A 20821-nucleotide genomic window follows, 5' to 3' on the forward strand; every position below is an offset into this window, starting at 1 on the left:
TACTATTTTTCGATTCTTTCAAGATTTCCGTTTTTATCCATTTGAAATTTTACTTTTTGCTGTCTATCTTCTTCTTGTAAGACAACCATTTTTCGCGCTCTTTCCATAATTTCAATTAAAGAGCGATAGTCTTCTTCAATCGCTTTTAGGTTTTTTGCTAATCTCTCATTTTCAGCTGCAAGCGAATAAGATTTCTTTTCAAGCTCTTTTATTTTTTGGATAGACTTATCTCTTGCTTCCTCTATGCTTGAAGCAGCTGCCGCTTGCTTTTGGAGATTTTCAAGGAAGTGAACCACCGATTGAAATGTTATATCTTCACTCCTAGGTGAACCCAAGGATTGCGTTTCTTCGGCAACAAACTCTTTTGTTATCTCTTTATCGGCAGGAATATTTTGCTTTTTTAATTCTTTTCTCTGTTTTTTAGCCAATTCTATTCCTGATTTATATTGCTTCCTTACAAATGAGTTCCAACGAAATCCGCATGCCGCAGAAGTTCGAGAAAGCTGTTTTCCCACTTCCTCAAATGCTTGAAGCTGTGTCCCGCCTTCTCGAATATGTCTCAACACAACTTCAGCGAGCAATAAATCTTCATCTTGGGACCATGCATCTTGGCGAGTTGGTGACATAAGTCAAATCCCTCCTAGTGTTTTTATTCATACATATGCATCTACTAGAAAAGATAGACTGATAACAGATTGTCTTTATTCTTATTTTTGCATTTTTTTACTAATAAAGTTTTGGACATACTTATGATGCGGTTCACTTTCCCATAGGACACTGCAATTCCTTACTTCTTTTTCTATTCTTTCTCTTAGCTTGTTTTCTTCCCACTTTACTATCCACATCATTTTATATGCTTCTAATACCTTTAAATCAACTGATAAAAGCTTTCCCATAAACGTCTCGCACGCAGTAATGTGAGTATTTGAATAAATATAATCGATAAAGCCCGCTTCTTTTAAATACTCAGCATTTTGAATTTCCGCTTCCATTAAAAGCTTCATACCGTGTGCAGTTGATAATTTTTCTGTTATAATTGTTCCCCCGCCCCAACCAGTTGTAATAGCTTGTTTACCTTGTACGAAACCAGCTCTAATCCCTTCTCTCGCTAAACGGTAATCACAAGCAGAAGCAAGCTCACATCCGCCACCGATAGCTGTTCCATTTAAAAGAGCGATCGTTGGTTTTGCTAAAGTCATTAGCGAATAAAGAATTTGAGACATTTTAGAAAGCATGTCATACGCTTCTTCCTTTGTCTTAAGCTGGTGAAAAACAGATAAGTCCCCGCCGGAACAAAAAGCCTGATCACCTTCTCCTGTGATGACGAGCGCCTTAATATTTGAATCATTTGCAGCCAAAGAGATAGCCTCTGTTAATCCATTCATAACCTCATAATTAATGGCATTTCTTTTTTCGACTCTGGTAATCGTAAATAATAAATAACCCATATCACGTTTTTCAATGGAAAATGACATATTGGTTTCCCCCTTTTTATATCCAAATATTTTAAGTATGTAAAATATTTTTTAAAACGACAAAAGCACAAGGGCATATTGCTCCTTGTGCTTTTTATCGTAATGGAAATTAGTCGTTAACAACGTCTTTTCCTTTGTATGTTCCGCAAGCTTTACATACGCGGTGTGAAAGTTTCATTTCACCACAGTTTGGGCAGCTTACCATACCAGGTACGTTTAATTTAAAATGTGTACGACGTTTTCTTTTTACAGTTTTAGAAGTTCTTCTAAAAGGTACAGCCATTCTTCCCACCTCCTTAAAGAGTATTAAGAAAGTAATGAAGGCCAGGAATGCTGGTTCTTCACTTTGCTTCTTGTTTTAATGATTATGATTCGGAAGAAGAATTGTTTTTGTCAAAAAACTTTGCAAGACCTGCTAGTCTTGGATCAATCTTTTTGGATTGATCTCCATCACTTATAACTTCCCAGTCCTTACCGGATTGTGGTGCAGCGTCTTTATGGTTGACATCTTCACAGAACACTTGCATTGGAACCTCTAGTAAAAGAATTTCTCTAATGACAGGCATTAAATCAATTACTTCCCCTTTTACTTGATAAACTTCCTCTTCAGTTTCATATTCTGATCCTTGCAAGAGGAAAGTTTCAGTTGTTTCGACATTAATCGGAAGTTTAACATCCACTAAAGTACGAGAACAAGGCAGGATTAAATGACCCTCAATTTTCAGATGAAATGTCACTTTCGTTGAATCAATATCACCCCGACCAGTAATATGCATCGGAGATACTTCACGAATCGTCGGATCCGTTTCTTTTATCTCATCAACTCGAATAATATCATCAATCAGAAAATCCTTGTTTCGGTATTTTTGTAATTGGCTTAATGTCCATTTCAATTGAATCACCCCAAGGCAACAAAGGTAATTATAGCCTTCGATTAAATTTTTGTCAATGTTTTTTCTTTACACCTAAAATGTGATTTTTCATTTTAACATTCTTCTAAAAACAACCTCTTCAAATTAGTTTACCCAGTTAATTCAGTTTACAGTCCCAACTGCACATTATCGTAAACCATTATCTTATCATGGTAATTTTTGCTATAATACGATTACTATAAAAAATTACGATGTTTTACGAACAGATAAAGGAGAACTTTAAATGAAAGCTGTTGGTGTAATTGTCGAATATAATCCTTTTCATAATGGCCATGCCTATCATCTGCAAGCAGCAAAGGAAACAGCCCAAGCTGACTTAGTTATCGCCGTTATGAGCGGTAATTTCCTTCAACGTGGTGAACCTGCTCTTGTTTCTAAATGGTATCGGACTCAAATGGCTCTTCTAAATGGTGTTGATATTGTCCTAGAACTACCTTATCGATTTGCAACGCAAAAGGCTGAGACATTCGCAAATGGTGCAGTCTCTATTTTAGACGCCATTGGATGCCATTCGCTTATGTTTGGCAGCGAAAGCGGGGATATATCTTCCTTCATGCAAACGGTTGACTATTTGGATAAAAATAAAGAGCGTTTTGAGCAAAATATTAAAAAGAATATAAAATCAGGTGTTAGTTACCCTAAAGCATTATCGTTGTCTTTTCAAACATTGTCAAGCCCTGATAATATATTGAGTCTGGATAAACCGAATAACATCCTTGGTTTTCATTATGTTAAATCTATCATTCAGCAAAATAGTCCGATCATTCCTCTCACTGTAAAAAGGAAAAATGCGGATTACCATGATGAACACTTTGCCACAGAGACCATCGCTAGTGCCACAAGCATACGTAAAGCTTTGTTTACCCATCAAGAAGGAAAGAGCTCGATTGAACAATATGTGCCTGTTGCAACTAACATGCTTTTGAAAGAATACCTAGCTGAATATGGGCATTTCCACCAATGGGAAAATTACTGGAGTTATTTACGCTTTCGTTTGCTGCAAATGAGTCCGGAGGAACTAAGTGAAGTTTATGAGGTGGAAGAAGGAATTGAACATCGTTTAATAGCTGCTGCACTAGAGTCTACTCATTTCAAAGAATTTATGCAAAAAATAAAAACGAAACGCTATACATGGACAAGATTGCAAAGAATTTGTGTTCACATCTTAACCAATGCAAAAAAGACTGATATGAAAAGCACCAAAGAGATTGCTACCTATTTACGACTGTTAGGTATGACAAATAACGGAAAAGAATACTTAAATAAGTATAAATCTCAATTTGCTCTTCCACTCGTTTCTAAACTATCTGCCTATAAGGAAAAAGATATCGTATTAGATATCAGAGCTTCACGGGTTTATTCCTTCGGTGTGGGAATACAAACTAGGGAACGCTTATTACATCGAGAATATAAACAACCACCCATTTATATAAAATAAAGAAGATGGCGCCTAGAAGGCACCATCTCCTTTATTTCATAGGTAATTCCTCTAAGTAATTTATCGCGTCATCAATTACATCCACCGGAACAATTTTCATTTTAGAATCAATCTCACGGGCAGTCTTCACCGCTAGTTTGTAATTGGAATCCTCGCCACCTTTTTCATTAGGTGCAAAGAAGATTTCTGCTCCCGCCTTGTCAGCTGCAACGATTTTTTGATCAATCCCTCCAATTGGCCCAACACTACCTTTTGGGTCGATTGTCCCTGTTCCAGCAATTTTGTACCCTTTCGTAAAGTCCTCTTCCATTAACTGATCATAGATTTCTAGTGAGAACATCAACCCGGCAGATGGTCCACCGATTTCATCAGTCTTAACAGTAACTTTAGGATCAACAATAATTTCCTTATCATCAACTAACGAAATCCCGATACCGACTTTCTTTGGATCATCTATGAAGGGTTCGACCGTTACCTTGACCGTTTTTGTTTTATCTTCCCTATTAATGGTTAATTCTACTTGATCGCCTGCCTTTTTCTTGCCCACATAATCGATAAACTTCTCAGAAGAGGGAAATTCTTTCCCATCTACCTTAGAGATTCGATCCCCAGCGCGTAATTTTCCCTCTGCAGGCATATCAGGGACAACCTGAACAACGTAAACCCCTTTGTATTCGTAATCAACAGGATATTCCGCTTCCTTATAGGCCACTTCAATAGCATTCAATTTTGATCCTGCCATCATATGGAGCTGTCTGGCGTTATATTCTTCTTGTGTTTCTGCTTCGTGTAATATAGCTTCCACAGGATAAAGTTCAACATAATCAAAGAGTTTAGCTTCAACATAGGAATAAATATTTGCTCTTCCCATTCTCACTGTAGTCAACATAAAGGTTCCTTTCGACTCCGTACCATCTTTTACTTGAATAATAGGTGCTAATTCTTTCGCAATACCCGGTTTCGAAACATAATACGGTAATGAAAAAAATATCCCTGCAATCATCATTAGTGCAATTACAATGGAAGACCCTACAAAAATTTTGCTTCTCAAAAGCTCCCTACCCCTTCCATTCCGTTATAACCTTTTTTATTATTTCTAAATGTTTCTTCGCTTCTTCTTCTCCAAGTTCGATAATTTCTTCAATATTCGTGAATGCACGGGAGCTATATGCCTCAACAGGCGGACGAATCATAATATCAGAAGCAATCTCACGATAATTAATAATTTCAGTTTGCATGATATCAATACTTTGCATAATGACATCGTATATAGATGTGATTTCTGCATTCCGCTTCACTCTAGAAACATCTACCGCTATTACAATGTCAGCCCCCAATTCTTTCGCCACAGATACGGGAACCCGGTCTGACACCCCGCCATCAACTAAGATTCTCCCATTATACTTTTCAGGTACAAAAATCCCTGGAATTGATATACTAGCTCTGACAGCTTCCGCAACAGGACCTTGTTTAAAAACAACCTTTTCCCCAGTTAGTAAATCCGTTGTAACGATTCCTATTGGTATGGATAATTCTTCAATATTTTTACCATGGGTAAACACTTTAATGAATTCCTTTACCCGCTTCCCTGCAATAAATCCCATTTTAGGCACCGTAAAATCTAAAAAATATTTACGCTTAAATGCTGTTGATAATTTATATAAACGGTCCAGTTCAATACCTGCCCCATAAAAACTGGCAACAAGGGCTCCCATGCTGCTTCCAGCGATTACATCAATCGGAATCCCTGCTTCCTTTATAACTTTAATAACCCCTAAATGAGCAAAACCCCTTGCTCCGCCGGAACCTAGCGCTAATCCTATTTTAGGACGCTGCATAACCGTTCCCTCCCTTTTCATAAGCCTTAAAAGCATTATGACACTAAACAATCTGACAGGAGAATTCTCGTTCAATCTTATGGTCTAAATTAGCGTTCTATGAGTATATTTGTGTTATATGGGGACAAGGCCGAATCTACAAATAGTGAGTAATCCTTATTTTAACATTTTTTATTTATACAGTATAACAAAACCCTCGGAAAGGAGGATATTCTTTGTTTTATTCAAAATTAAAAACAATCTTTCTATCTATATCCGTCATTATTTTAGCTGGTTCCTTGATTACTTTTCCTAAGGAGTCATTTGAAGCATCTCTCCGTGGACTTAATATGTGGTGGGAAATTGTTTTTCCATCCTTACTTCCGTTTTTTATCATATCCGAAATGTTAATTGGTTTCGGTGTAGTTAAGTTTATTGGAGTGTTATTAGAGCCGCTCATGAGACCTCTTTTCCGGGTTCCTGGAGTAGGGGGATTTGTTTGGGCAATGGGAATGGCTTCTGGATTCCCTGCAGGCGCTAAGCTGTCCGCAAGACTTCGTCAGGAAGGTCAACTTACACAAATTGAAGCTGAAAGACTTGCTTCTTTCACTAATTCCTCTAACCCATTATTTATCTTCGGTGCTGTAGCGGTTGGTTTCTTTCATAACCCGCAATTAGGTGTCATTTTAGCATTAGCTCATTATTTAGGGAATATTTGTGTTGGACTAATGATGCGGTTTTATGGAAATGAAACGCCCGATAAAAAGAAGGATAAGGAAGATAAATTTATCTTAAAGTCTGCCTTTTCTGCATTGCATCAAACTAGAATAAAAGACAAGCGGCCAATTGGCAAACTTCTTGGCGATGCTGTAAACTCTTCTATTCAAACTTTGTTAATGGTTGGCGGATTTATTATTTTATTCTCGGTGATTAACAAGCTGCTGTTTCATCTACATATTACCGCTGCCCTTGCCAGAGGATTTGACATTCTATTTTCCGCCCTCTCACTCCCTGATATGCTCAGCATTCCATTTATCTCAGGTTTATTCGAAATTACACTTGGGAGCGATTTAACGAGCCGGGTTGGCGACGCTACTCTGCTTCAGCAAGCAATTGTTACGAGCTTTATTTTAGGTTTTAGCGGATTTAGCGTGCAAGCTCAGGTTGCAAGCATTTTGGCCCAAACTGACATACGATTTAAACCATTCTTTTTCGCAAGAATTGCACAGGGGTTATTCGCCAGTATCTTTGCTTTCCTCTTATGGAAACCAATTTATGTCCGGTTTTATCAAACAGAACAGCCGTCTAATGCAATCCCTGTTAACCTTTTTGTTGAAGGTACATGGCCGCAAATTTATTTTCAAAAATTAACAGAAGCAGGTCCACTGATAACAATCATTTCACTAATGATATATGTATTCATACTGTATAACAAATTACGTAAAAGCTATTAGCATCAAAAAAAGCCCTGGATTACCAAGGCTTTTTGCCATTTTCATCGATTAAATTTCTGGTTTAATGCTGCTTCCACAATTGGCGGCACAAGCTCTGAAATATTGCCATTGTACTTTGATACTTCTTTTACAATACTAGAGCTTAAGAATGAATATTGGCTGTTTGTCATGATAAAGAAGGTCTCAATTTCGTCATTCAGAACTCTGTTCATTGATGTTATTTGCATTTCATATTCAAAGTCTGAAACGGCACGCAAACCTCGTAAGATGGCATTCGCCTGAACAGCCTTAGCATAATCAACAAGGAGTCCAGAATGTTCATCGACCTTGACATTTGGAAGATCCTTAGTCACTTCTTTTATTAGGTTCATCCGCTCCTCGACGCTAAATAGCGGATTTTTTGAAGAATTATTCATAACACTCACATAGACCATATCAAACACCTTAGCGCCTCGTCTAATAATATCTAAATGACCATATGTGATTGGATCAAAGCTCCCTGGACAAACGGCTATACTAGCCACAAATGACTCCCCCTCATATCTCGCTGAATCATGCATAAATCGTTATCGCAATCATTCCATACTTTTCATGTCTCTGTTGCGAAAACTCACCAGCATGTTCTGGCAATTCAACATCATGACTGTGTTCGCAGATAATGTTACCGCCAGCTGTTAACAGCCCATGTTCCGATATCTTATCCATTAAATTTAGTAATTGCTGCTTTTTATACGGTGGATCTAAAAATATGTAATCAAAACGAACGTCCCTTTTGATCAAGGCTTTTAAGGCTCTGTCAGCATCATTTCGATACACTTCCGACATATCCTCCATATTACATGCTTTGATATTCTCATGAATGGTTTGTATAGCCTTTACATCACGGTCGACAAAAATAACTTTATCTAAGCCTCTGCTTAATGCTTCCAGCCCTAACCCTCCGCTGCCGGCAAAAAGGTCCAATCCTATTCCACCGTCAAAATAGGGTCCAATCATATTAAATAAGGCTTCTTTTACTTTATCTGTTGTCGGTCTCGTTGTATTTCCTGGAACAGCTTTTAATGGTCTTCCTTTACAAACACCTGAAACAACTCTCAATAATTATCACCACAATTTATCCATTTTTCTATTTTTAAGAATATCCTATCATAATTGAATAAACTAGCCAACTTGTTGGATTATTTCTGAAAAATTATTTTAAATACGTATAAGCTTGTTAGTTGTGGAGATAATGTAATTAACAACATCAATTCGAGGATGTTGTTGCCAACCGCGGAGAAGACTTACGTTTCCCCATAAGTTCTTCCTCCGGTTTCTCCTCTCCCTTTGCCTTCTATCCTTTAAGAGGATGTAGAAGGACCCTGCAGATTTAAGTCTGCAGGGTTTTTTTCTTTTAGTTGAGCATTTAACCCAAAAATATGTTAAAGTATGGGAATGAATTATTAAACAAAGGAGAGTTACCTTTTGATACAACGCTTTATTGAACTAGGTGAAGGTTATTCGGATATATATGAGCTGCTTGAACTTGCAAAGGCTAATCAACACCGTCTTCTCCATATGATGGCCTTTCATACTGTGAAAAATGAAAAACAAGTGACATCTTTAGCAGTTGTGATGCAGCTCACCGATCCAGGAAAATTTCAGGCACTTTATATCTGCCGAGAAGGGATTCCGAATCCAAATTTCATTCCAAATAAAAGATATGATTTGTTTCAACAGACTGCAGAAGAACTCGGCAAGCAAATTATCCAACTTTCCGTTAAACCTTCGACGATTTTTCATGAAAAAGAATTATACTATCAACATTTAATCGCAATTCTAAGACTAAATCACTATATTAAGCCACTCCATTAAGAAAAGCGGAAGCGCCAAGAGGCTCTTCCGCTTTTTTTATTAAGCTGTGTTAAAGGTTATGGTTGATTTTATTGATTTTATTGATTTTAAGAATCTAAATAGACGGAAAAATCTCGCTTATTTGTAATTATTAATAAAAAATAGCGTCAATAGTCGGAGTGATTCCGACAATTGAAGCTAAATACGTGAAAATGGAGGTTTTTGCATTGCTCAATCGGAAAACCTCCCCTTATTACCCCTGAAACAGGCTCCATTCTGCATTTAACCGGAAAGTCCCCGCTTATTTTACTTTCGCTGGTTACTGGAGCGTAAATCAACAGCTTTATTTATTAAATACCCATTTTATAATCATATTCTTTTGCTTTATCTGGTGCTGCGTTTTCAAATTCCATCTTTAAGAAAGGTTTATATGACGGTTCTACTTTCTTAACAAATGAAAAGGAATTTATTTTTTCCATAATCATTTCAAGTTCATCTTGATTACAATAAAGTACAACATACTTTAATTTCTTAGAAACATAATGAACATTCCCAAAACGTCTTAACATCTTTGCTTGCTTTAAGGAATAGAGCCAAACAACCAATCCTTGTCTTTGTACGAACATACTTATTTTCCCCTTCAATAAACCATCATTTTAATAAGTCTAGCATAGTAAAACACTCTTTTTCAATTCAAACTTTACTGACAATGGCTAAAGTAAATAAAACCACCTAAGGAATAATGGTGATTCATATGGATTTAGAACCCATTTGGCAACAATTTATTAACAAACTTACCCTAAATAAGGGTATTACCAGTGCCCATTGGATAAAAGTTGCAGGAATACCATTTTTGTATGTTACCCTAGCCCCTGAATTATCTCAGCAGGCTCTTGAGGCAATCATTAAAAAATGTTCCATTGCCGTAATATTAGGTAATCGATTGCACAGTGAAACAATATTTGTCCGACAGGAAGGTTTACTTTTGGTTTATCGTCACCGGTTTTATGTACCGCAAGAAAAAATGTTCTGCTGTGGGAATTTATGTGTTGATTGTACACGGTTAAAAGGATAAAAAAACGGCTTAATCTAAAGTTAAGCCGTTTTTCCTTAGGCGGAGCAGCTGCAGCTCCCACCGCCTCCACAGCCTGAACCATGAGATCCTGTATCAAAAAATGGATTCCCTGACGGCACTTTTATCTGCTTGGAAACAGCACCGCCAACTAACATACTAATTTCGTCCAGAAGACTTTGCAGGTCATTTTCTGCTAATTTAAACTCTGCAACAAAGGGATCTAAGTCCATTTCCCGTTTGTATTCGCGAATTTGGCTCATTACCCTCTTGTAGTCCGGATGGTATTTGCCAAATCGCTGCACCTCTTCATAAAGCTCTTTAATATTAACAAAACGGTGAATCTTTTCTTGCGTATCTTTATTGTTTTGCATATTATATAGACAAATTTGATATTGCTCCACAATATCCGATTTTAATACCATTTGTGCTAATTGCTCAGCATAGTCCAATAGTTCAATTCTTTCTGATGTAGCAAGCATGTACGCCCACACCTCCATTCACATTTTACCATGAATGTATACAGAAAGTGAAATAAACTATTACTTAGGGATATTTACCAAGAATTCCTTTGTGATTCCGTACGGTACATTTTTTAAGTCAACAACTTCCAGCTTAACTGTATGTTCTCCAGGCGGCAGACCTTTAATAATAAAAGCGGCCGAGTTTACTTCTTTGGTTCTTTTACCATCCAGCCAAATTACAAGCTTCCCCACTTTCCGGTCATGCTGGTCAGATTGCCGAAAACTGATTCCAGATAAAATACACTCAACAAATACATTATTTCCTTTGGTTCGAGATTGAACATATAACGATGGATTATTTTCAGAATACTTACTAACCATCGGTAAAACAGGTGACTTTTGGAACCCTGAAAGGATACCTGTTAAAAATATAGATAGAATCGTTAATTCTATGTACCTTTTCAAAATAATCACTCCTTTTAACAGTATTGTTCGCTTCCTTTATTTTTTTTACTCCATACTCTATTCCTCCAATAAAAAAGACCACATTGAATTGTGGTCAAATTTCAACTCTGGTCTTTCATTGACTGCAGCATATAAAACATCATCGATGCCATTTGTACATTATTAGTGAATTTTTCTACCCGGTGAGGAATGGTTTTTTTATAATAATGCAGGGAGGCAATTTCAAACGTTTGCAAATCATAAGGATTCCTTGATAGCTTTCGGTACCAAAGCGGCTGTTCGCGTATGAATTTTTTTAATTCCTTTTTGCTGTTTAAATATTCAAGTACATCTCTTCTCATGAGAAATATTCCCTTCTTTTAGTCTTTACGAAACGAAAACGGATGTTTGTGTTCTATTTTTGGTTTTACCTGACTTGGCTGGCTTCCTTGAAATTGGGATATTACACCTTGTATGGCTCCTAACGCTTGACTTAAGTTATTGATATAATGCTGAATTTGATTGGGATCCATTTTCTGTACGGCCCCTAGGATTGTTGAAATCCAATCTCCTTTATTTTCATCATTCTTCTCAACACTATTACTTGCTTTTACTCCTAAAGAATCCCAACGATTATCTTCTTCCCCAAGCAGATACCAATCCTCATATAACTCTTGCCAAGTTGATTTTCCATCTCGTACTTCCTTAATTAAAGCCGGGTTATTTTTCACAAATTCTTTAAACTTTATCACGGAAGGATGTAAATTTTTTTGCATGTGTCTTCACTCCTACCCATATCAATGCCCCCTATACCATATGTTTTAAATTCAAAATGGTGAAAATTCTACTTACTGTGAAAATTGTTTTTTTAGTGGTAAGATGTCTTCAGAACTAGAAACGAGAGAGGGATTTCATATGAAAGAGACATTACAGCAATTATTAGATAATTGTATTGAAAGAGGAACAGAAGAGGATTTAAGTGCCCTTGCCCATGTATTAAAAGGATTTGAAAAGAAAATAGATCATAAGTACCCCCAATTTATTGATGGTCTTCTTCATTTGGAGAGGAAAATAGATAAGGAGAAGAAAAGCTGTGAAATCACTGTACCATTTAATCCAGTTTGGAATAATGCATTAGGCATTGTCCATGGAGGAATTACAGCCACTCTGCTAGACACTGTTATGGGAACAGCAATACATGCTATCCTGCCAGAAGGTTATGCAGCAGTAACGAATCAGCTTAATATCCATTACATAGCCCCTGGAATAGGTGATACTCTTCGGTGTAAAGCGGAAATCATTCATCATGGAAGTAAAACAGTGGTTATAGAGGGAGAAGCTTTCCGTTCTGACGGAAGAAAAATTGCACATGCAACAGGCACATTTTTTATCATCCAAAAATAGGTGGGAGAAGGCACGTAATGGTTACTGCAATTGTTATACCGATAATTTGTCTTTACTTCTATTGGATAACAAAAAAAGAAATGAAATTAAATGATCATAAATGGCTGGAATTAGCAGAAGTAAAAAAAGAAGCAATTGCTACAGGTGAAATTAAAAGTATTAGCCAAGAGAAACAACGCTTTTATTATCATCGATTTATACTTGTCCAAGAACTTACACTGCAAACAGAAACGAAATTAATAAAGGCAAAAAAAATAATTCCTATTAAAAACAATATTAAGATAGATACCTTCTCGATTGGCGAGGTAATACGAATATACGGGAGCTGGGAAGGAAATCATTTCCACTTTAATGAATACCAGATTGTACATATCAATAAAAAATAAAAGGTGACAACTCGTCACCTTTTTACCTTTATCATTATTCATCGTTTTTTAGAATAAAGTTTTGTGTATAATATTTCCGATAAACTCCGACACCTAGATGTGTGAATTCCTCGTTTAATAGAGACTCCCGGTGCCCTTTACTATTTAACCAACCTTCTGCTACTGCAGGTCCATCCGGGTAATTAACGGCAATATTCTCACCAGCAGACTTATAAGCAACGTTCGCTGCCTCTAATCGATCGGAAAGATTGCCAAATTTTTTAGAAGTATGGGAGAAGTCGTTATTCTCTGACATATCCTTGCTATGGTTATAGGCGACGTCTGAGGTTTCTTGATCCCATTCTAGCGTCTTTACATTATGCCTAAGTCGCATAACATTCGTAATATCCAAGATTTCTTTTTCTGTTCCTTCTTCAATTAATCTCCAGGCGTCTTCCGTCGGTTCTTCTGCCTCTATTAATTCACCGGTATATCCGAGTTCATAGGGCCGTTGCTTGATTAAAGTTAAATCATTTAAAAATCGCACACTTGAAAGACTTCCAGTAAATTTATCAATATACAATTGGACAAAAACATCTCCCAATTGTAGTAATGGACGTATATTTAAATCTGTATCATTCAATTCAAAACGATAAGAGTTTCCATTATAATCAATATCTATATTTGTATCTATAAAATGAGTATTAAAGATTTCCTCAATTGGCTGTCCAATCTTAAAGGGAGAAACATCCACATCTTCTCCTACTGCATACACTGTTACGACTTTATTGTTTTCTACCCCAACCTGTACATATCGTGAGTAGTCAATATTATATATATACCATTGGTATCCATACAAAGATTCATCTATCCTCTGCGGTTCACCTAATATACCTTTTAAATAACCAAGATCTTGACCAATAAGTATACCCAAACCACTAGTTGGCCGTGTGGCTGTCGTTTTTTCTTGGGTATCATTTTCCTGATTTTGATATAATGATTCATTCATTTCTAACGTATGTTCATCAGTTATTAAAACTTCATTATCGTCATTTTCATTTATACTTGCATAAAAACCAATTGTCACAAAAATAGACGCTAGGATGAGGATTCTGAAGAGAGTACGCAGATGTATTCACCCTCTCTATTACATTTCTTCATATAGTGTTGCTATTTTTAATTATATCACCATTATCTTTGTTAGTAATAGAGAATATTATTTTAACTGAAAATTAATATTTATGTAAAAAAACAGATACACCAGTTGATGTATCTGTTTTCATTCTTTAATGTTGTACCCCATTGTAATTTTGTTCTGAAATTTCACTAAGAGCTTCTTTTGCTTGATCATCGGTCATTTTTCTTATCGCAAAATCACCTAGAGAAACAATTCCAACTAATTTGTCTCCTTCTACTACTGGAAGTCGTCTGATTTGATGTTCAGCCATTAAGTTTGCCGCTTCATTTGTCGTGGCATCAGCAGAGATTGTTATAAGTTTATCACTCATTATGTCCTCTACTTTTGTTGAACCAGGATGTTTTTCTGCAACTCCTCTTATAACAATATCACGGTCCGTAATCATTCCCACAATTTTTTCCTTATCAACAATAGGAATGGCACCGACATTTAATTCTTTCATTTTCACAGCAACCTCAAATACATTATCCAACAAGGTACAACACTCTACTTGGTCTGTCATAATATCACGAATCTTTTCCAAATCTTCGCCCCCAATTGCAGAAAATAATCTTAACATTTACTTATGGTTACCAAAAAGGAATGGTTTATTCGCTAATGTATTCATTGCAAGTTTAAACATTTTCAACTATTATTAAATTGAATTAATTTGCTATCCTGTTAAGTAAATAACAAAGGGGTTAGGCATGTTTCTAGGAGGGACTACGATATGAAATTCGAGAATACTGGCTTAGAAAAGTTAAAAGCTGATTTAAACCGTTTGGATGATGTGATGCTAGATTACGGTTTAGTCCGTGAAGGTCAGTGGGATTACGAGCGTGTTACATATGACCGTAAATTCGAGTTAAAAGAAGGCGTATTTTACTTACGTGTTCGCGGCTATGCGGTTGAAGGAGATGTTGATACCAATAAGGCAGTTATTCAGTTATTGCCGGCATTGTTAGGAAAACATTATTATCCACATGGAGTAGAGTATGGTGAAGGCGAAAACTTCCCAGCATCACTCGTAAATCAATGCAAAAAAATTCTTGATGATGTGAAAAAAGAAGTAGAGAAATTCGCATTATAATAAAAACGACGCATGAATAGCATTCATGCGTCATTTTTATTAAAAGAAATCATAAAAGAATGGTTTGGAATATGGGAATAGTTTTTCTAAAACAGCAATTTCTGACTCTGTACCTTTTATATATCCCAATTCAAATAATTCAGCCGGCCGCTTGTACCCAAATAGCAATGCAGTTAATGAATTAACATCCATCCTTACGCCTCTTTGTGGAGGCTGCACACAATTGCTCCCTTGCTTTTCCTTAAATTGCTTCACTTCTCCACTACCGATTAAATAGCTTCCATTGTTCCAAGGTGCATGCTCATCCTCCAAATGAATAAAGACCTTGTCAGTCACATCATTAAACCGATATTTTTGCAAACATTTCTCTGCATCTACAATTCGTGCCATAAAGTATGGTGTGACCTCTGTCTTTACTTTTGGCTGCTGCAGGATATATGGTAATAATTCATGATTGGATGTTAGAATGCTGATATTTTCAACCATAGAGTCGTGCTGACAAATAAAATTCCATAATCCAGCTCTTGCTTCTCTGTCTAGCGCTATAAACTCCTGAACGTCCATTTTTCGTTCTTTCACTTCAAATAAGATATAACCCTTCGGTTCCCCACTTTGATCATAGTAAACAGCAATCTGGCCATCATCGTAGATGTTATTCCTCCACCACGTTACATCACGAACAAGCATCCCCATATAATTTTTACTAAACTGAGCATATACACTTTCAATGTCACGGTGATGAGTCTCTTTTTGAAACCGTTTAATAGATCCTGGCTGACCATTTAGAAAGGTCAAATCTCTTTTCTCAATTTGAAGTTTCTTGTTCTCAGTAAATACTTCCCACCCAAATTTGCGATAAAATCCAATATCAAAGGGATGAAGCAGTGAAACAATTTGCTCTTCTTTCCGCATGCTTTCTAAAGCCTCGATAATTAACTTTTTCACATAACCGGTTCTTCTAAATTCAGGGTATGTTGCTACTCCCGCAACACCACCCATTTTCCACTCTTGATCATTCATGTAAATATGGTATGGGATAATATGCAGCTTAGCTGCAAGAATATCATCCTCCCAAACTCCTAATACTTTATGGCGTTTTAACATTTCTATTCTCGAAGCAATACTGTCTTCAGGTATTTTATATTGGAAAGCATACATTGAAAGCTTCATTGATTCAGAATAATCTTTTTCAGTAAGTTCTTTAATTTCCATATCATCCATCACTCCCCTTTTACATTTATTTCTATCAAATCGTGAAAATTCCTTTATAAAAATAAAAAAAGTGCCTATTTTAGACACTTTAGAATCCAAGAATTGCTTTTATTACTGAGGTTGTTTCCCCACCGTGGAAAAAGACATATAACAATAAATATACGGCAACTCCTGTGATGGCGGTAAAAAACCAAATGACACTTGTAATTGGACCCAGTTTCCTATGTTTCGTCAAGTTATTTTTATAACCTGTATAGAGTGTTACAATGCCAAATACAGCGCCAGTGGTGGCTAAGAAGATGTGGAAAATTAAAAAGATAGTGTAGTAAATTTTTAGATTGTCGGGACCGCCAAAAGCAGTATTTCCAATAAAAATCGTCCTAGAAGCATAAATGATAAAGAAAACAAGTGCAAATATTGCAGCCATAAACATGGTCTTCTTATGTGCTTCAATTTTCCTTTGTTTAATTTGCCACCAGCCAATTGCAACAGTTATGGCACTTAAAACGATAAAGCTAGTACTAATCGTTGGTAAAATCGGTAGAGAATTCATGGCATGAGCCTCACTTTATATATATTCTACAATAATTTTAGTTTAGTTAACCCATTTTTTCAATGGGCTGGTTCGTAAAAATTGTCGTTAAAATCCTATAGCCGATTTTAACGAAATAATCTATTTTGGTCTTTGAAATAAAATTTACAAGCTGTTTTCTATAAGAATAGAGCTTATTAAAAAGAAAATCTCCCAATGATATGGGAGATTATTCGATAAGAGAGGGCTTTAAAGTCTGTTGTAACTCTTTTTCACTATCCGCTTGATCCTTACGGTACCATTCAAAAAAGACATGAGCTAAAATTACGCCGTAGACAATTTCCTGAATGATTTTCATAAGTACGCCGCCAAGCTGTTGATCATGTAATAATGACATTGAACTAAATAATTCTGGACCACTAATATCTAATCCAGCAAATGTTGCCGGACCAACACAAAGACTCATTACCTGAGCCCATACTTCAGGATCAGAATAGGTTGCGTAGATTGAGCCAGGAGCAAAAATAATCAAAGCGCAGGCAGGAGTAATTAAAATACCGTCGGCAAAAATATACCCTACCTTCTTAAGACCGCTTAATCTTTGATGTTCTGGTAAAGGATTAATGAGCGGCCACCACATGAATATCGCGACGATAAATAAAAGAATCGAATAACCGGCATGTAACACAAAACTTTGCATAACCCGGTCAAAAATCATCGGTATATGGTAAAAAGAAAATAGACCGTTAAAAATAATTAATGCAATAAGTGGTTTTGTAAAAAAGTTAAAGAGTGTATGAACCAATTTAATCTTAAATAGCTTTCTCCAGATCCAAACAGGTACTCCAAATATAAAGATTGGAGGTATCACAAGAACTAATAGTGCCATTGAAATCATATGGATGTAGAACATTAAATGGGCCATTAAATCCAGCGGCGAGCCCTTAATTGCATAAATAAGGGTAATAGAGAGTAAAAATAACCCAGCCTGTTTTTTAGTCAATGGTTCACTATCCATAAATTTACTGCGGAATGTAACGGTAATTAAGAAATATACAGCCACAATCGCTAGTAAAGTTAATAGGAAGTACGGGCTCCAAAGTGCTTTAAAGCCAAAAATATCTAATGTAAGCACCGCATATCACCTCTAAATAGTAGTTATTCATAATTCTATTATAAACGTTAGCAAATTAAAGAAGCAAAGAAATGAATTATTTCCCTATAAAAAGAAAATCGGCATAAAGCCGATTTTCAAAAGATTACCACCAAATAATTGTTGAGAAAGCCAATACCGTTACAGCACCAACAAGCACTCCAGAATAGAGAAACAATGATGGAGCTTCGTGGCCTTTATGGCTCATATGCATGAAATAGTACAACTGAAAAATCACTTGCACGATAGCTAAGAGGATAATAAACGGCACAATAAACCAAGCCGAGAAACCTTTCATAGCCACTGCTGCAAAAGCAATTAATGTTAAAAAGATCATCAAGGCGAATGAAACAACTTGATGTCTCATTTCTTCAGCACTTTTTTTGCGGCGATATTCAATGTCAACTCTTGGGTTACCTGAATTTAATTGTGGATTTGCCATCAGTTTATCCCACCATCCCCATCAAATATACTACTGTAAAGATGAACACCCAAACTACGTCAATGAAATGCCAATAAAGGCTGGCAACGTAGAACTTAGGAGCATTGTAAAGATCCAAGCCACGTTTCGCATTGCGTACAATTAGTGTAGTGATCCATAAAAGACCGAATGCAACGTGAGCTCCATGGAAACCAACTAATGTGTAGAACGCAGAACCAAACGCACTGCTTGTAAAAGTATGATGATACTCATGCACATAGTGGCTAAATTCATAAATCTCTAATCCAAGGAATCCAAGCCCTAATAATAGAGTAAGAACTAACCAAATGTTCATTTTTTTAGCATTAAAGTTTTTCATGTGATACATTGCGTAAACACTTGTTAAAGAACTTGTTAATAACAACATTGTTGCTACAAATGTTAATGGCAAGTCATACAAATCTTTCGCTAATGTATGAGATGAATCAGGTACCTTATCCTTTAAAGCAAGGTAGGTAGCAAAGAGAGAGGCGAAAAGCACCGTCTCTCCACCAAGGAAGAACCAAAAGCCTAAAAATTTATTTTTTGCCTCAAGGGTTGATTTTTCAGGCTCAGCAGGCCATGTTTCATAAGTTAATTTTTCTTCTGCGTGCATTATGCCTTAACCCCCTTATCTTTATCATCTTCCATTAATTCTTCTTTATGAATATGGAAACCATGGTCATCCTTCACTGAACGTAAGAACATTGCTCCAAAGGTAATTAATAAACCAATAATGATTACTGGTACTGACCATGCTTTATCATCCATGTGATACAATGCACCAAATGCGGCAACGAATAATCCGAATGCGATCACAAATGGTAAAAATGATGCATTTGGCATGTGGATGTCACCTACCGGCTCAGCAGGAGTCATACCTTTTTTGCCTTCCATCTTTTCTAACCAATAAGCATCTAAACCACGTACAAGTGGAAGTTGTTTAAAGTTATAGAATGGCGGCGGTGAAGGAAGTGCCCACTCAAGTGTTCTTCCATCTCCCCATGGATCATTTCCAACTCTTACATTTTTCACAGAAGTCGCAATGATATTGTAAAGAAGAACGATTACAGCTAATGACATAAATACTGCACCAAGAGAACTAATTAAGTTAGATGTTTCAAATCCTTGACCAGGAAGATATGTGAAAACTCGACGCGGCATTCCCCATAGACCTAAGAAATGCTGAATAAAGAATGTCATATGGAAACCAATAAAAAATAACCAAAAAGTAATTTTACCTAGAGTTTCGTTTAACATGGTACCGAACATTTTCGGCCAGTAAAGGTGAGTTCCTGCTAGAAGCGCAAATACTACACCACCAACGATAACGTAATGGAAGTGAGCGACTACGAAATACGTATCATGGTATTGATAGTCTGCTGCTGCTGATGCAAGCATAACCCCTGTTACCCCACCGGCAACGAATGAAGGAATGAACGCTACAGCATAATGCATTGGAGTTGTGAATTTAACACTTCCGCCCCACATCGTTAATAACCAGTTAAAGATCTTAATACCAGTTGGGACACCGATTGCCATCGTTGCAACAGCAAAGATTGCATTTGCTACAGGTCCAAGACCAGTCGTGAACATGTGGTGAGCCCAAACCATGAATCCTAAGAAACCGATTAAAACTGTTGCGAATACCATTGAAGAGTATCCAAACAAGCGTTTTCTTGAAAACATTGCAAAGATTTCCGAGAAAATACCAAACGCAGGAAGTATTAAGATATATACTTCTGGGTGTCCGAAAATCCAGAATAAATGCTCCCAGATAACTGTGTTACCACCCATTGATGTTTCAAAGAAATTCGATCCAAACATACGGTCAAACATCATTAAGACTAGACCAACAGTTAATGGAGGGAATGCAAATAAAATAAGTGCTGATGTTACAAAAGTAGACCAAGTGAATAACGGCATCCTCATATAGGTCATTCCTGGTGCACGCATATTAATAATCGTTACAAGGAAATTAATACCACCGATAAGGGTACCTAAACCTGAAATCTGTAATCCCAATACATAGAAATCTACCCCGTGACCTTTAGAGGCCATCGCTAGGGATGCATAAGATGTCCAACCAGCATCAGGTGCACCATCAAAGAACCATGAAAGGTTTAGAAATACTCCTCCGAAGAAGAATAACCAAAATCCTAAGGCGTTTACAAATGGAAATGCCACGTCTCGGGCACCGATTTGTAACGGCATAATAGCATTCATAAAAGCAAACACAAGCGGCATTGCTGCAAGGAATATCATCGTGGTTCCATGCATGGTGATTATTTCATTAAATAAACCGGCACTAACAAAATCATTATTAGGTACTGCAAGCTGGATGCGGATAAATACTGCTTCAAGTCCGCCTATTACAAAGAAGAATCCACCTGCAATAAGATATAGGATTGCGATTTTTTTATGGTCAACAGTTGTTAAATAGTCCCATAAAGTCGCGCCAAATCCCTTTTTTTGTGCGTAGGTACTCACGCTTTTTAC

28 protein-coding genes are annotated in these 20821 nt (G+C 36.6%); 7 read left to right on the forward strand and 21 right to left on the reverse strand.

The window, feature by feature from the left end; genetic code table 11:
* Positions 1-2: 2 nt before the first annotated feature.
* The 4 genes from ACN6MT_RS25390 to ACN6MT_RS25405 all read right to left on the reverse strand — a co-directional run bounded on the left by ACN6MT_RS25390 (position 3) and on the right by ACN6MT_RS25405 (position 2368).
* Positions 3-626, reverse strand: coding sequence for an RsfA family transcriptional regulator (locus ACN6MT_RS25390; protein ID WP_419888570.1), 624 nt, complete (start codon positions 624-626; stop codon positions 3-5).
* An 81-nt stretch (positions 627-707) separates the two neighbouring features.
* Positions 708-1475 carry an enoyl-CoA hydratase/isomerase family protein gene (locus ACN6MT_RS25395; RefSeq protein WP_063251585.1) on the reverse strand — a complete coding sequence of 256 codons (768 nt, stop codon included), beginning with the start codon at positions 1473-1475 and terminating at the stop codon, positions 708-710.
* A gap of 109 nt (positions 1476-1584) precedes the next feature.
* Entirely contained in the window at positions 1585-1758 is a 174-nt protein-coding gene (gene rpmF / locus ACN6MT_RS25400; RefSeq protein WP_063251584.1) for a 50S ribosomal protein L32, read from the reverse strand.
* Positions 1759-1840: 82 nt separating this feature from the next.
* Positions 1841-2368, reverse strand: coding sequence for a YceD family protein (locus ACN6MT_RS25405; protein ID WP_063251583.1), 528 nt, complete (start codon positions 2366-2368; stop codon positions 1841-1843).
* A 262-nt stretch (positions 2369-2630) separates the two neighbouring features.
* Here ACN6MT_RS25405 and ACN6MT_RS25410 point away from each other — a divergent pair, with 262 nt between their 5' ends.
* Entirely contained in the window at positions 2631-3845 is a 1215-nt protein-coding gene (locus tag ACN6MT_RS25410; RefSeq protein WP_419888571.1) for a nucleotidyltransferase, read from the forward strand.
* Between the two features lie 31 nt (positions 3846-3876).
* On the opposite strand, the gene ACN6MT_RS25415 is transcribed toward ACN6MT_RS25410, so the two are convergent.
* Both ACN6MT_RS25415 and ACN6MT_RS25420 read right to left on the reverse strand, forming a co-directional pair.
* Positions 3877-4896 carry a SepM family pheromone-processing serine protease gene (locus ACN6MT_RS25415; RefSeq protein WP_419888572.1) on the reverse strand — a complete coding sequence of 340 codons (1020 nt, stop codon included), beginning with the start codon at positions 4894-4896 and terminating at the stop codon, positions 3877-3879.
* A gap of 7 nt (positions 4897-4903) precedes the next feature.
* Positions 4904-5683 carry a patatin-like phospholipase family protein gene (locus ACN6MT_RS25420; RefSeq protein WP_419888573.1) on the reverse strand — a complete coding sequence of 260 codons (780 nt, stop codon included), beginning with the start codon at positions 5681-5683 and terminating at the stop codon, positions 4904-4906.
* Between the two features lie 215 nt (positions 5684-5898).
* Between ACN6MT_RS25420 and ylbJ the strand changes: the two genes are divergently transcribed.
* A complete protein-coding gene (gene ylbJ / locus ACN6MT_RS25425; protein ID WP_419888574.1) occupies positions 5899-7116 on the forward strand; it encodes a sporulation integral membrane protein YlbJ in 1218 nt (405 codons plus the stop codon).
* A gap of 41 nt (positions 7117-7157) precedes the next feature.
* On the opposite strand, the gene coaD is transcribed toward ylbJ, so the two are convergent.
* Entirely contained in the window at positions 7158-7640 is a 483-nt protein-coding gene (coaD, locus tag ACN6MT_RS25430) for a pantetheine-phosphate adenylyltransferase (RefSeq protein ID WP_419888575.1), read from the reverse strand.
* A 28-nt stretch (positions 7641-7668) separates the two neighbouring features.
* Complete coding sequence (gene rsmD, locus ACN6MT_RS25435; RefSeq protein WP_063251577.1) at positions 7669-8214, reverse strand: 16S rRNA (guanine(966)-N(2))-methyltransferase RsmD; 546 nt, start codon at positions 8212-8214, stop codon at positions 7669-7671.
* Positions 8215-8580: 366 nt separating this feature from the next.
* Here rsmD and ACN6MT_RS25440 point away from each other — a divergent pair, with 366 nt between their 5' ends.
* Positions 8581-8970: a DUF7147 family protein gene (locus ACN6MT_RS25440; protein WP_034674220.1), complete on the forward strand. Its 390-nt coding sequence runs from the start codon at positions 8581-8583 to the stop codon at positions 8968-8970.
* A 329-nt stretch (positions 8971-9299) separates the two neighbouring features.
* On the opposite strand, the gene ACN6MT_RS25445 is transcribed toward ACN6MT_RS25440, so the two are convergent.
* Complete coding sequence (locus ACN6MT_RS25445; RefSeq protein WP_034674218.1) at positions 9300-9575, reverse strand: YlbG family protein; 276 nt, start codon at positions 9573-9575, stop codon at positions 9300-9302.
* 128 nt (positions 9576-9703) lie between these two features.
* Here ACN6MT_RS25445 and ACN6MT_RS25450 point away from each other — a divergent pair, with 128 nt between their 5' ends.
* Positions 9704-10024: a hypothetical protein gene (locus ACN6MT_RS25450; RefSeq protein ID WP_034674216.1), complete on the forward strand. Its 321-nt coding sequence runs from the start codon at positions 9704-9706 to the stop codon at positions 10022-10024.
* Positions 10025-10059: 35 nt separating this feature from the next.
* Here the strand turns inward: ACN6MT_RS25450 and ACN6MT_RS25455 are convergent, their stop codons facing one another.
* The 4 genes from ACN6MT_RS25455 to ACN6MT_RS25470 form a co-directional block, all read right to left on the reverse strand.
* The gene (locus ACN6MT_RS25455; protein WP_419888576.1) at positions 10060-10503 is read right to left on the reverse strand and encodes a YlbF family regulator; all 444 of its coding nucleotides are present in this window, start codon (positions 10501-10503) and stop codon (positions 10060-10062) included.
* A gap of 60 nt (positions 10504-10563) precedes the next feature.
* Positions 10564-10950 (reverse strand): hypothetical protein, encoded by a 387-nt coding sequence (locus ACN6MT_RS25460; RefSeq protein WP_052106323.1) that lies wholly within the window; start codon positions 10948-10950, stop codon positions 10564-10566.
* 101 nt (positions 10951-11051) lie between these two features.
* Positions 11052-11291: a YlbE-like family protein gene (locus ACN6MT_RS25465; protein WP_034674213.1), complete on the reverse strand. Its 240-nt coding sequence runs from the start codon at positions 11289-11291 to the stop codon at positions 11052-11054.
* Between the two features lie 18 nt (positions 11292-11309).
* Entirely contained in the window at positions 11310-11705 is a 396-nt protein-coding gene (locus ACN6MT_RS25470) for a YlbD family protein (RefSeq protein WP_419888577.1), read from the reverse strand.
* 139 nt (positions 11706-11844) lie between these two features.
* On the opposite strand from ACN6MT_RS25470, the gene ACN6MT_RS25475 reads away from it, so the two are divergent.
* Entirely contained in the window at positions 11845-12333 is a 489-nt protein-coding gene (locus ACN6MT_RS25475; protein WP_034674209.1) for a PaaI family thioesterase, read from the forward strand.
* A 17-nt stretch (positions 12334-12350) separates the two neighbouring features.
* On the forward strand, positions 12351-12719 hold the full coding sequence (locus tag ACN6MT_RS25480; RefSeq protein WP_419888578.1) for a hypothetical protein: 369 nt from the start codon (positions 12351-12353) through the stop codon (positions 12717-12719).
* 34 nt (positions 12720-12753) lie between these two features.
* On the opposite strand, the gene ACN6MT_RS25485 is transcribed toward ACN6MT_RS25480, so the two are convergent.
* Together ACN6MT_RS25485 and ACN6MT_RS25490 are read right to left on the reverse strand one after the other, a co-directional pair.
* The gene (locus tag ACN6MT_RS25485) at positions 12754-13785 is read right to left on the reverse strand and encodes a CAP domain-containing protein (RefSeq protein WP_419888579.1); all 1032 of its coding nucleotides are present in this window, start codon (positions 13783-13785) and stop codon (positions 12754-12756) included.
* Positions 13786-13984: 199 nt separating this feature from the next.
* Complete coding sequence (locus ACN6MT_RS25490) at positions 13985-14419, reverse strand: CBS domain-containing protein (protein ID WP_419888580.1); 435 nt, start codon at positions 14417-14419, stop codon at positions 13985-13987.
* 186 nt (positions 14420-14605) lie between these two features.
* On the opposite strand from ACN6MT_RS25490, the gene ACN6MT_RS25495 reads away from it, so the two are divergent.
* Positions 14606-14965 carry a YugN family protein gene (locus ACN6MT_RS25495; protein WP_034674200.1) on the forward strand — a complete coding sequence of 120 codons (360 nt, stop codon included), beginning with the start codon at positions 14606-14608 and terminating at the stop codon, positions 14963-14965.
* Between the two features lie 39 nt (positions 14966-15004).
* On the opposite strand, the gene ACN6MT_RS25500 is transcribed toward ACN6MT_RS25495, so the two are convergent.
* The 6 genes from ACN6MT_RS25500 to ctaD form a co-directional block, all read right to left on the reverse strand.
* Complete coding sequence (locus ACN6MT_RS25500) at positions 15005-16177, reverse strand: GNAT family N-acetyltransferase (RefSeq protein WP_419888581.1); 1173 nt, start codon at positions 16175-16177, stop codon at positions 15005-15007.
* 88 nt (positions 16178-16265) lie between these two features.
* Positions 16266-16730: a DUF420 domain-containing protein gene (locus tag ACN6MT_RS25505; protein ID WP_034674198.1), complete on the reverse strand. Its 465-nt coding sequence runs from the start codon at positions 16728-16730 to the stop codon at positions 16266-16268.
* A gap of 208 nt (positions 16731-16938) precedes the next feature.
* Positions 16939-17844 carry a cytochrome c oxidase assembly factor CtaG gene (ctaG, locus tag ACN6MT_RS25510; protein ID WP_034674196.1) on the reverse strand — a complete coding sequence of 302 codons (906 nt, stop codon included), beginning with the start codon at positions 17842-17844 and terminating at the stop codon, positions 16939-16941.
* Positions 17845-17968: 124 nt separating this feature from the next.
* Positions 17969-18304: a cytochrome c oxidase subunit IVB gene (ctaF, locus tag ACN6MT_RS25515; protein ID WP_034674194.1), complete on the reverse strand. Its 336-nt coding sequence runs from the start codon at positions 18302-18304 to the stop codon at positions 17969-17971.
* 4 nt (positions 18305-18308) lie between these two features.
* The gene (locus ACN6MT_RS25520) at positions 18309-18938 is read right to left on the reverse strand and encodes a cytochrome c oxidase subunit 3 (RefSeq protein WP_034674192.1); all 630 of its coding nucleotides are present in this window, start codon (positions 18936-18938) and stop codon (positions 18309-18311) included.
* Positions 18938-20812, reverse strand: a complete 1875-nt coding sequence (gene ctaD, locus ACN6MT_RS25525; RefSeq protein ID WP_034674190.1) for a cytochrome c oxidase subunit I — start codon at positions 20810-20812, stop codon at positions 18938-18940. The genes ACN6MT_RS25520 and ctaD overlap by 1 nt, the downstream gene beginning before the upstream one ends.
* Positions 20813-20821 lie beyond the last annotated feature (9 nt).

The organism is Neobacillus niacini, assembly GCF_048572935.1.
GTDB classification, from domain to species: Bacteria; Bacillota; Bacilli; order Bacillales; family Cytobacillaceae; genus Neobacillus; species Neobacillus niacini.

What these genes read in the sequence shown, in the direction of transcription:
- ACN6MT_RS25480 (WP_419888578.1), top strand. Translation starts at nt 12,351, where the DNA reads ATGGTTACTGCAATTGTTATACCGATAATTTGTCTTTACTTCTATTGG.
- ACN6MT_RS25450 (WP_034674216.1), top strand. Translation starts at nt 9,704, where the DNA reads ATGGATTTAGAACCCATTTGGCAACAATTTATTAACAAACTTACCCTA.
- ACN6MT_RS25470 (WP_419888577.1), bottom strand. Translation starts at nt 11,705, where the DNA reads ATGCAAAAAAATTTACATCCTTCCGTGATAAAGTTTAAAGAATTTGTG.
- ACN6MT_RS25390 (WP_419888570.1), bottom strand. Translation starts at nt 626, where the DNA reads ATGTCACCAACTCGCCAAGATGCATGGTCCCAAGATGAAGATTTATTG.
- rpmF (WP_063251584.1), bottom strand. Translation starts at nt 1,758, where the DNA reads ATGGCTGTACCTTTTAGAAGAACTTCTAAAACTGTAAAAAGAAAACGT.
- ACN6MT_RS25500 (WP_419888581.1), bottom strand. Translation starts at nt 16,177, where the DNA reads ATGGAAATTAAAGAACTTACTGAAAAAGATTATTCTGAATCAATGAAG.
- ACN6MT_RS25455 (WP_419888576.1), bottom strand. Translation starts at nt 10,503, where the DNA reads ATGCTTGCTACATCAGAAAGAATTGAACTATTGGACTATGCTGAGCAA.
- ACN6MT_RS25410 (WP_419888571.1), top strand. Translation starts at nt 2,631, where the DNA reads ATGAAAGCTGTTGGTGTAATTGTCGAATATAATCCTTTTCATAATGGC.
- ACN6MT_RS25475 (WP_034674209.1), top strand. Translation starts at nt 11,845, where the DNA reads ATGAAAGAGACATTACAGCAATTATTAGATAATTGTATTGAAAGAGGA.
- ACN6MT_RS25495 (WP_034674200.1), top strand. Translation starts at nt 14,606, where the DNA reads ATGAAATTCGAGAATACTGGCTTAGAAAAGTTAAAAGCTGATTTAAAC.
- ACN6MT_RS25520 (WP_034674192.1), bottom strand. Translation starts at nt 18,938, where the DNA reads ATGCACGCAGAAGAAAAATTAACTTATGAAACATGGCCTGCTGAGCCT.
- ctaF (WP_034674194.1), bottom strand. Translation starts at nt 18,304, where the DNA reads ATGGCAAATCCACAATTAAATTCAGGTAACCCAAGAGTTGACATTGAA.
- ACN6MT_RS25445 (WP_034674218.1), bottom strand. Translation starts at nt 9,575, where the DNA reads ATGTTCGTACAAAGACAAGGATTGGTTGTTTGGCTCTATTCCTTAAAG.
- ACN6MT_RS25505 (WP_034674198.1), bottom strand. Translation starts at nt 16,730, where the DNA reads ATGAATTCTCTACCGATTTTACCAACGATTAGTACTAGCTTTATCGTT.
- ACN6MT_RS25395 (WP_063251585.1), bottom strand. Translation starts at nt 1,475, where the DNA reads ATGTCATTTTCCATTGAAAAACGTGATATGGGTTATTTATTATTTACG.
- ACN6MT_RS25420 (WP_419888573.1), bottom strand. Translation starts at nt 5,683, where the DNA reads ATGCAGCGTCCTAAAATAGGATTAGCGCTAGGTTCCGGCGGAGCAAGG.
- ACN6MT_RS25465 (WP_034674213.1), bottom strand. Translation starts at nt 11,291, where the DNA reads ATGAGAAGAGATGTACTTGAATATTTAAACAGCAAAAAGGAATTAAAA.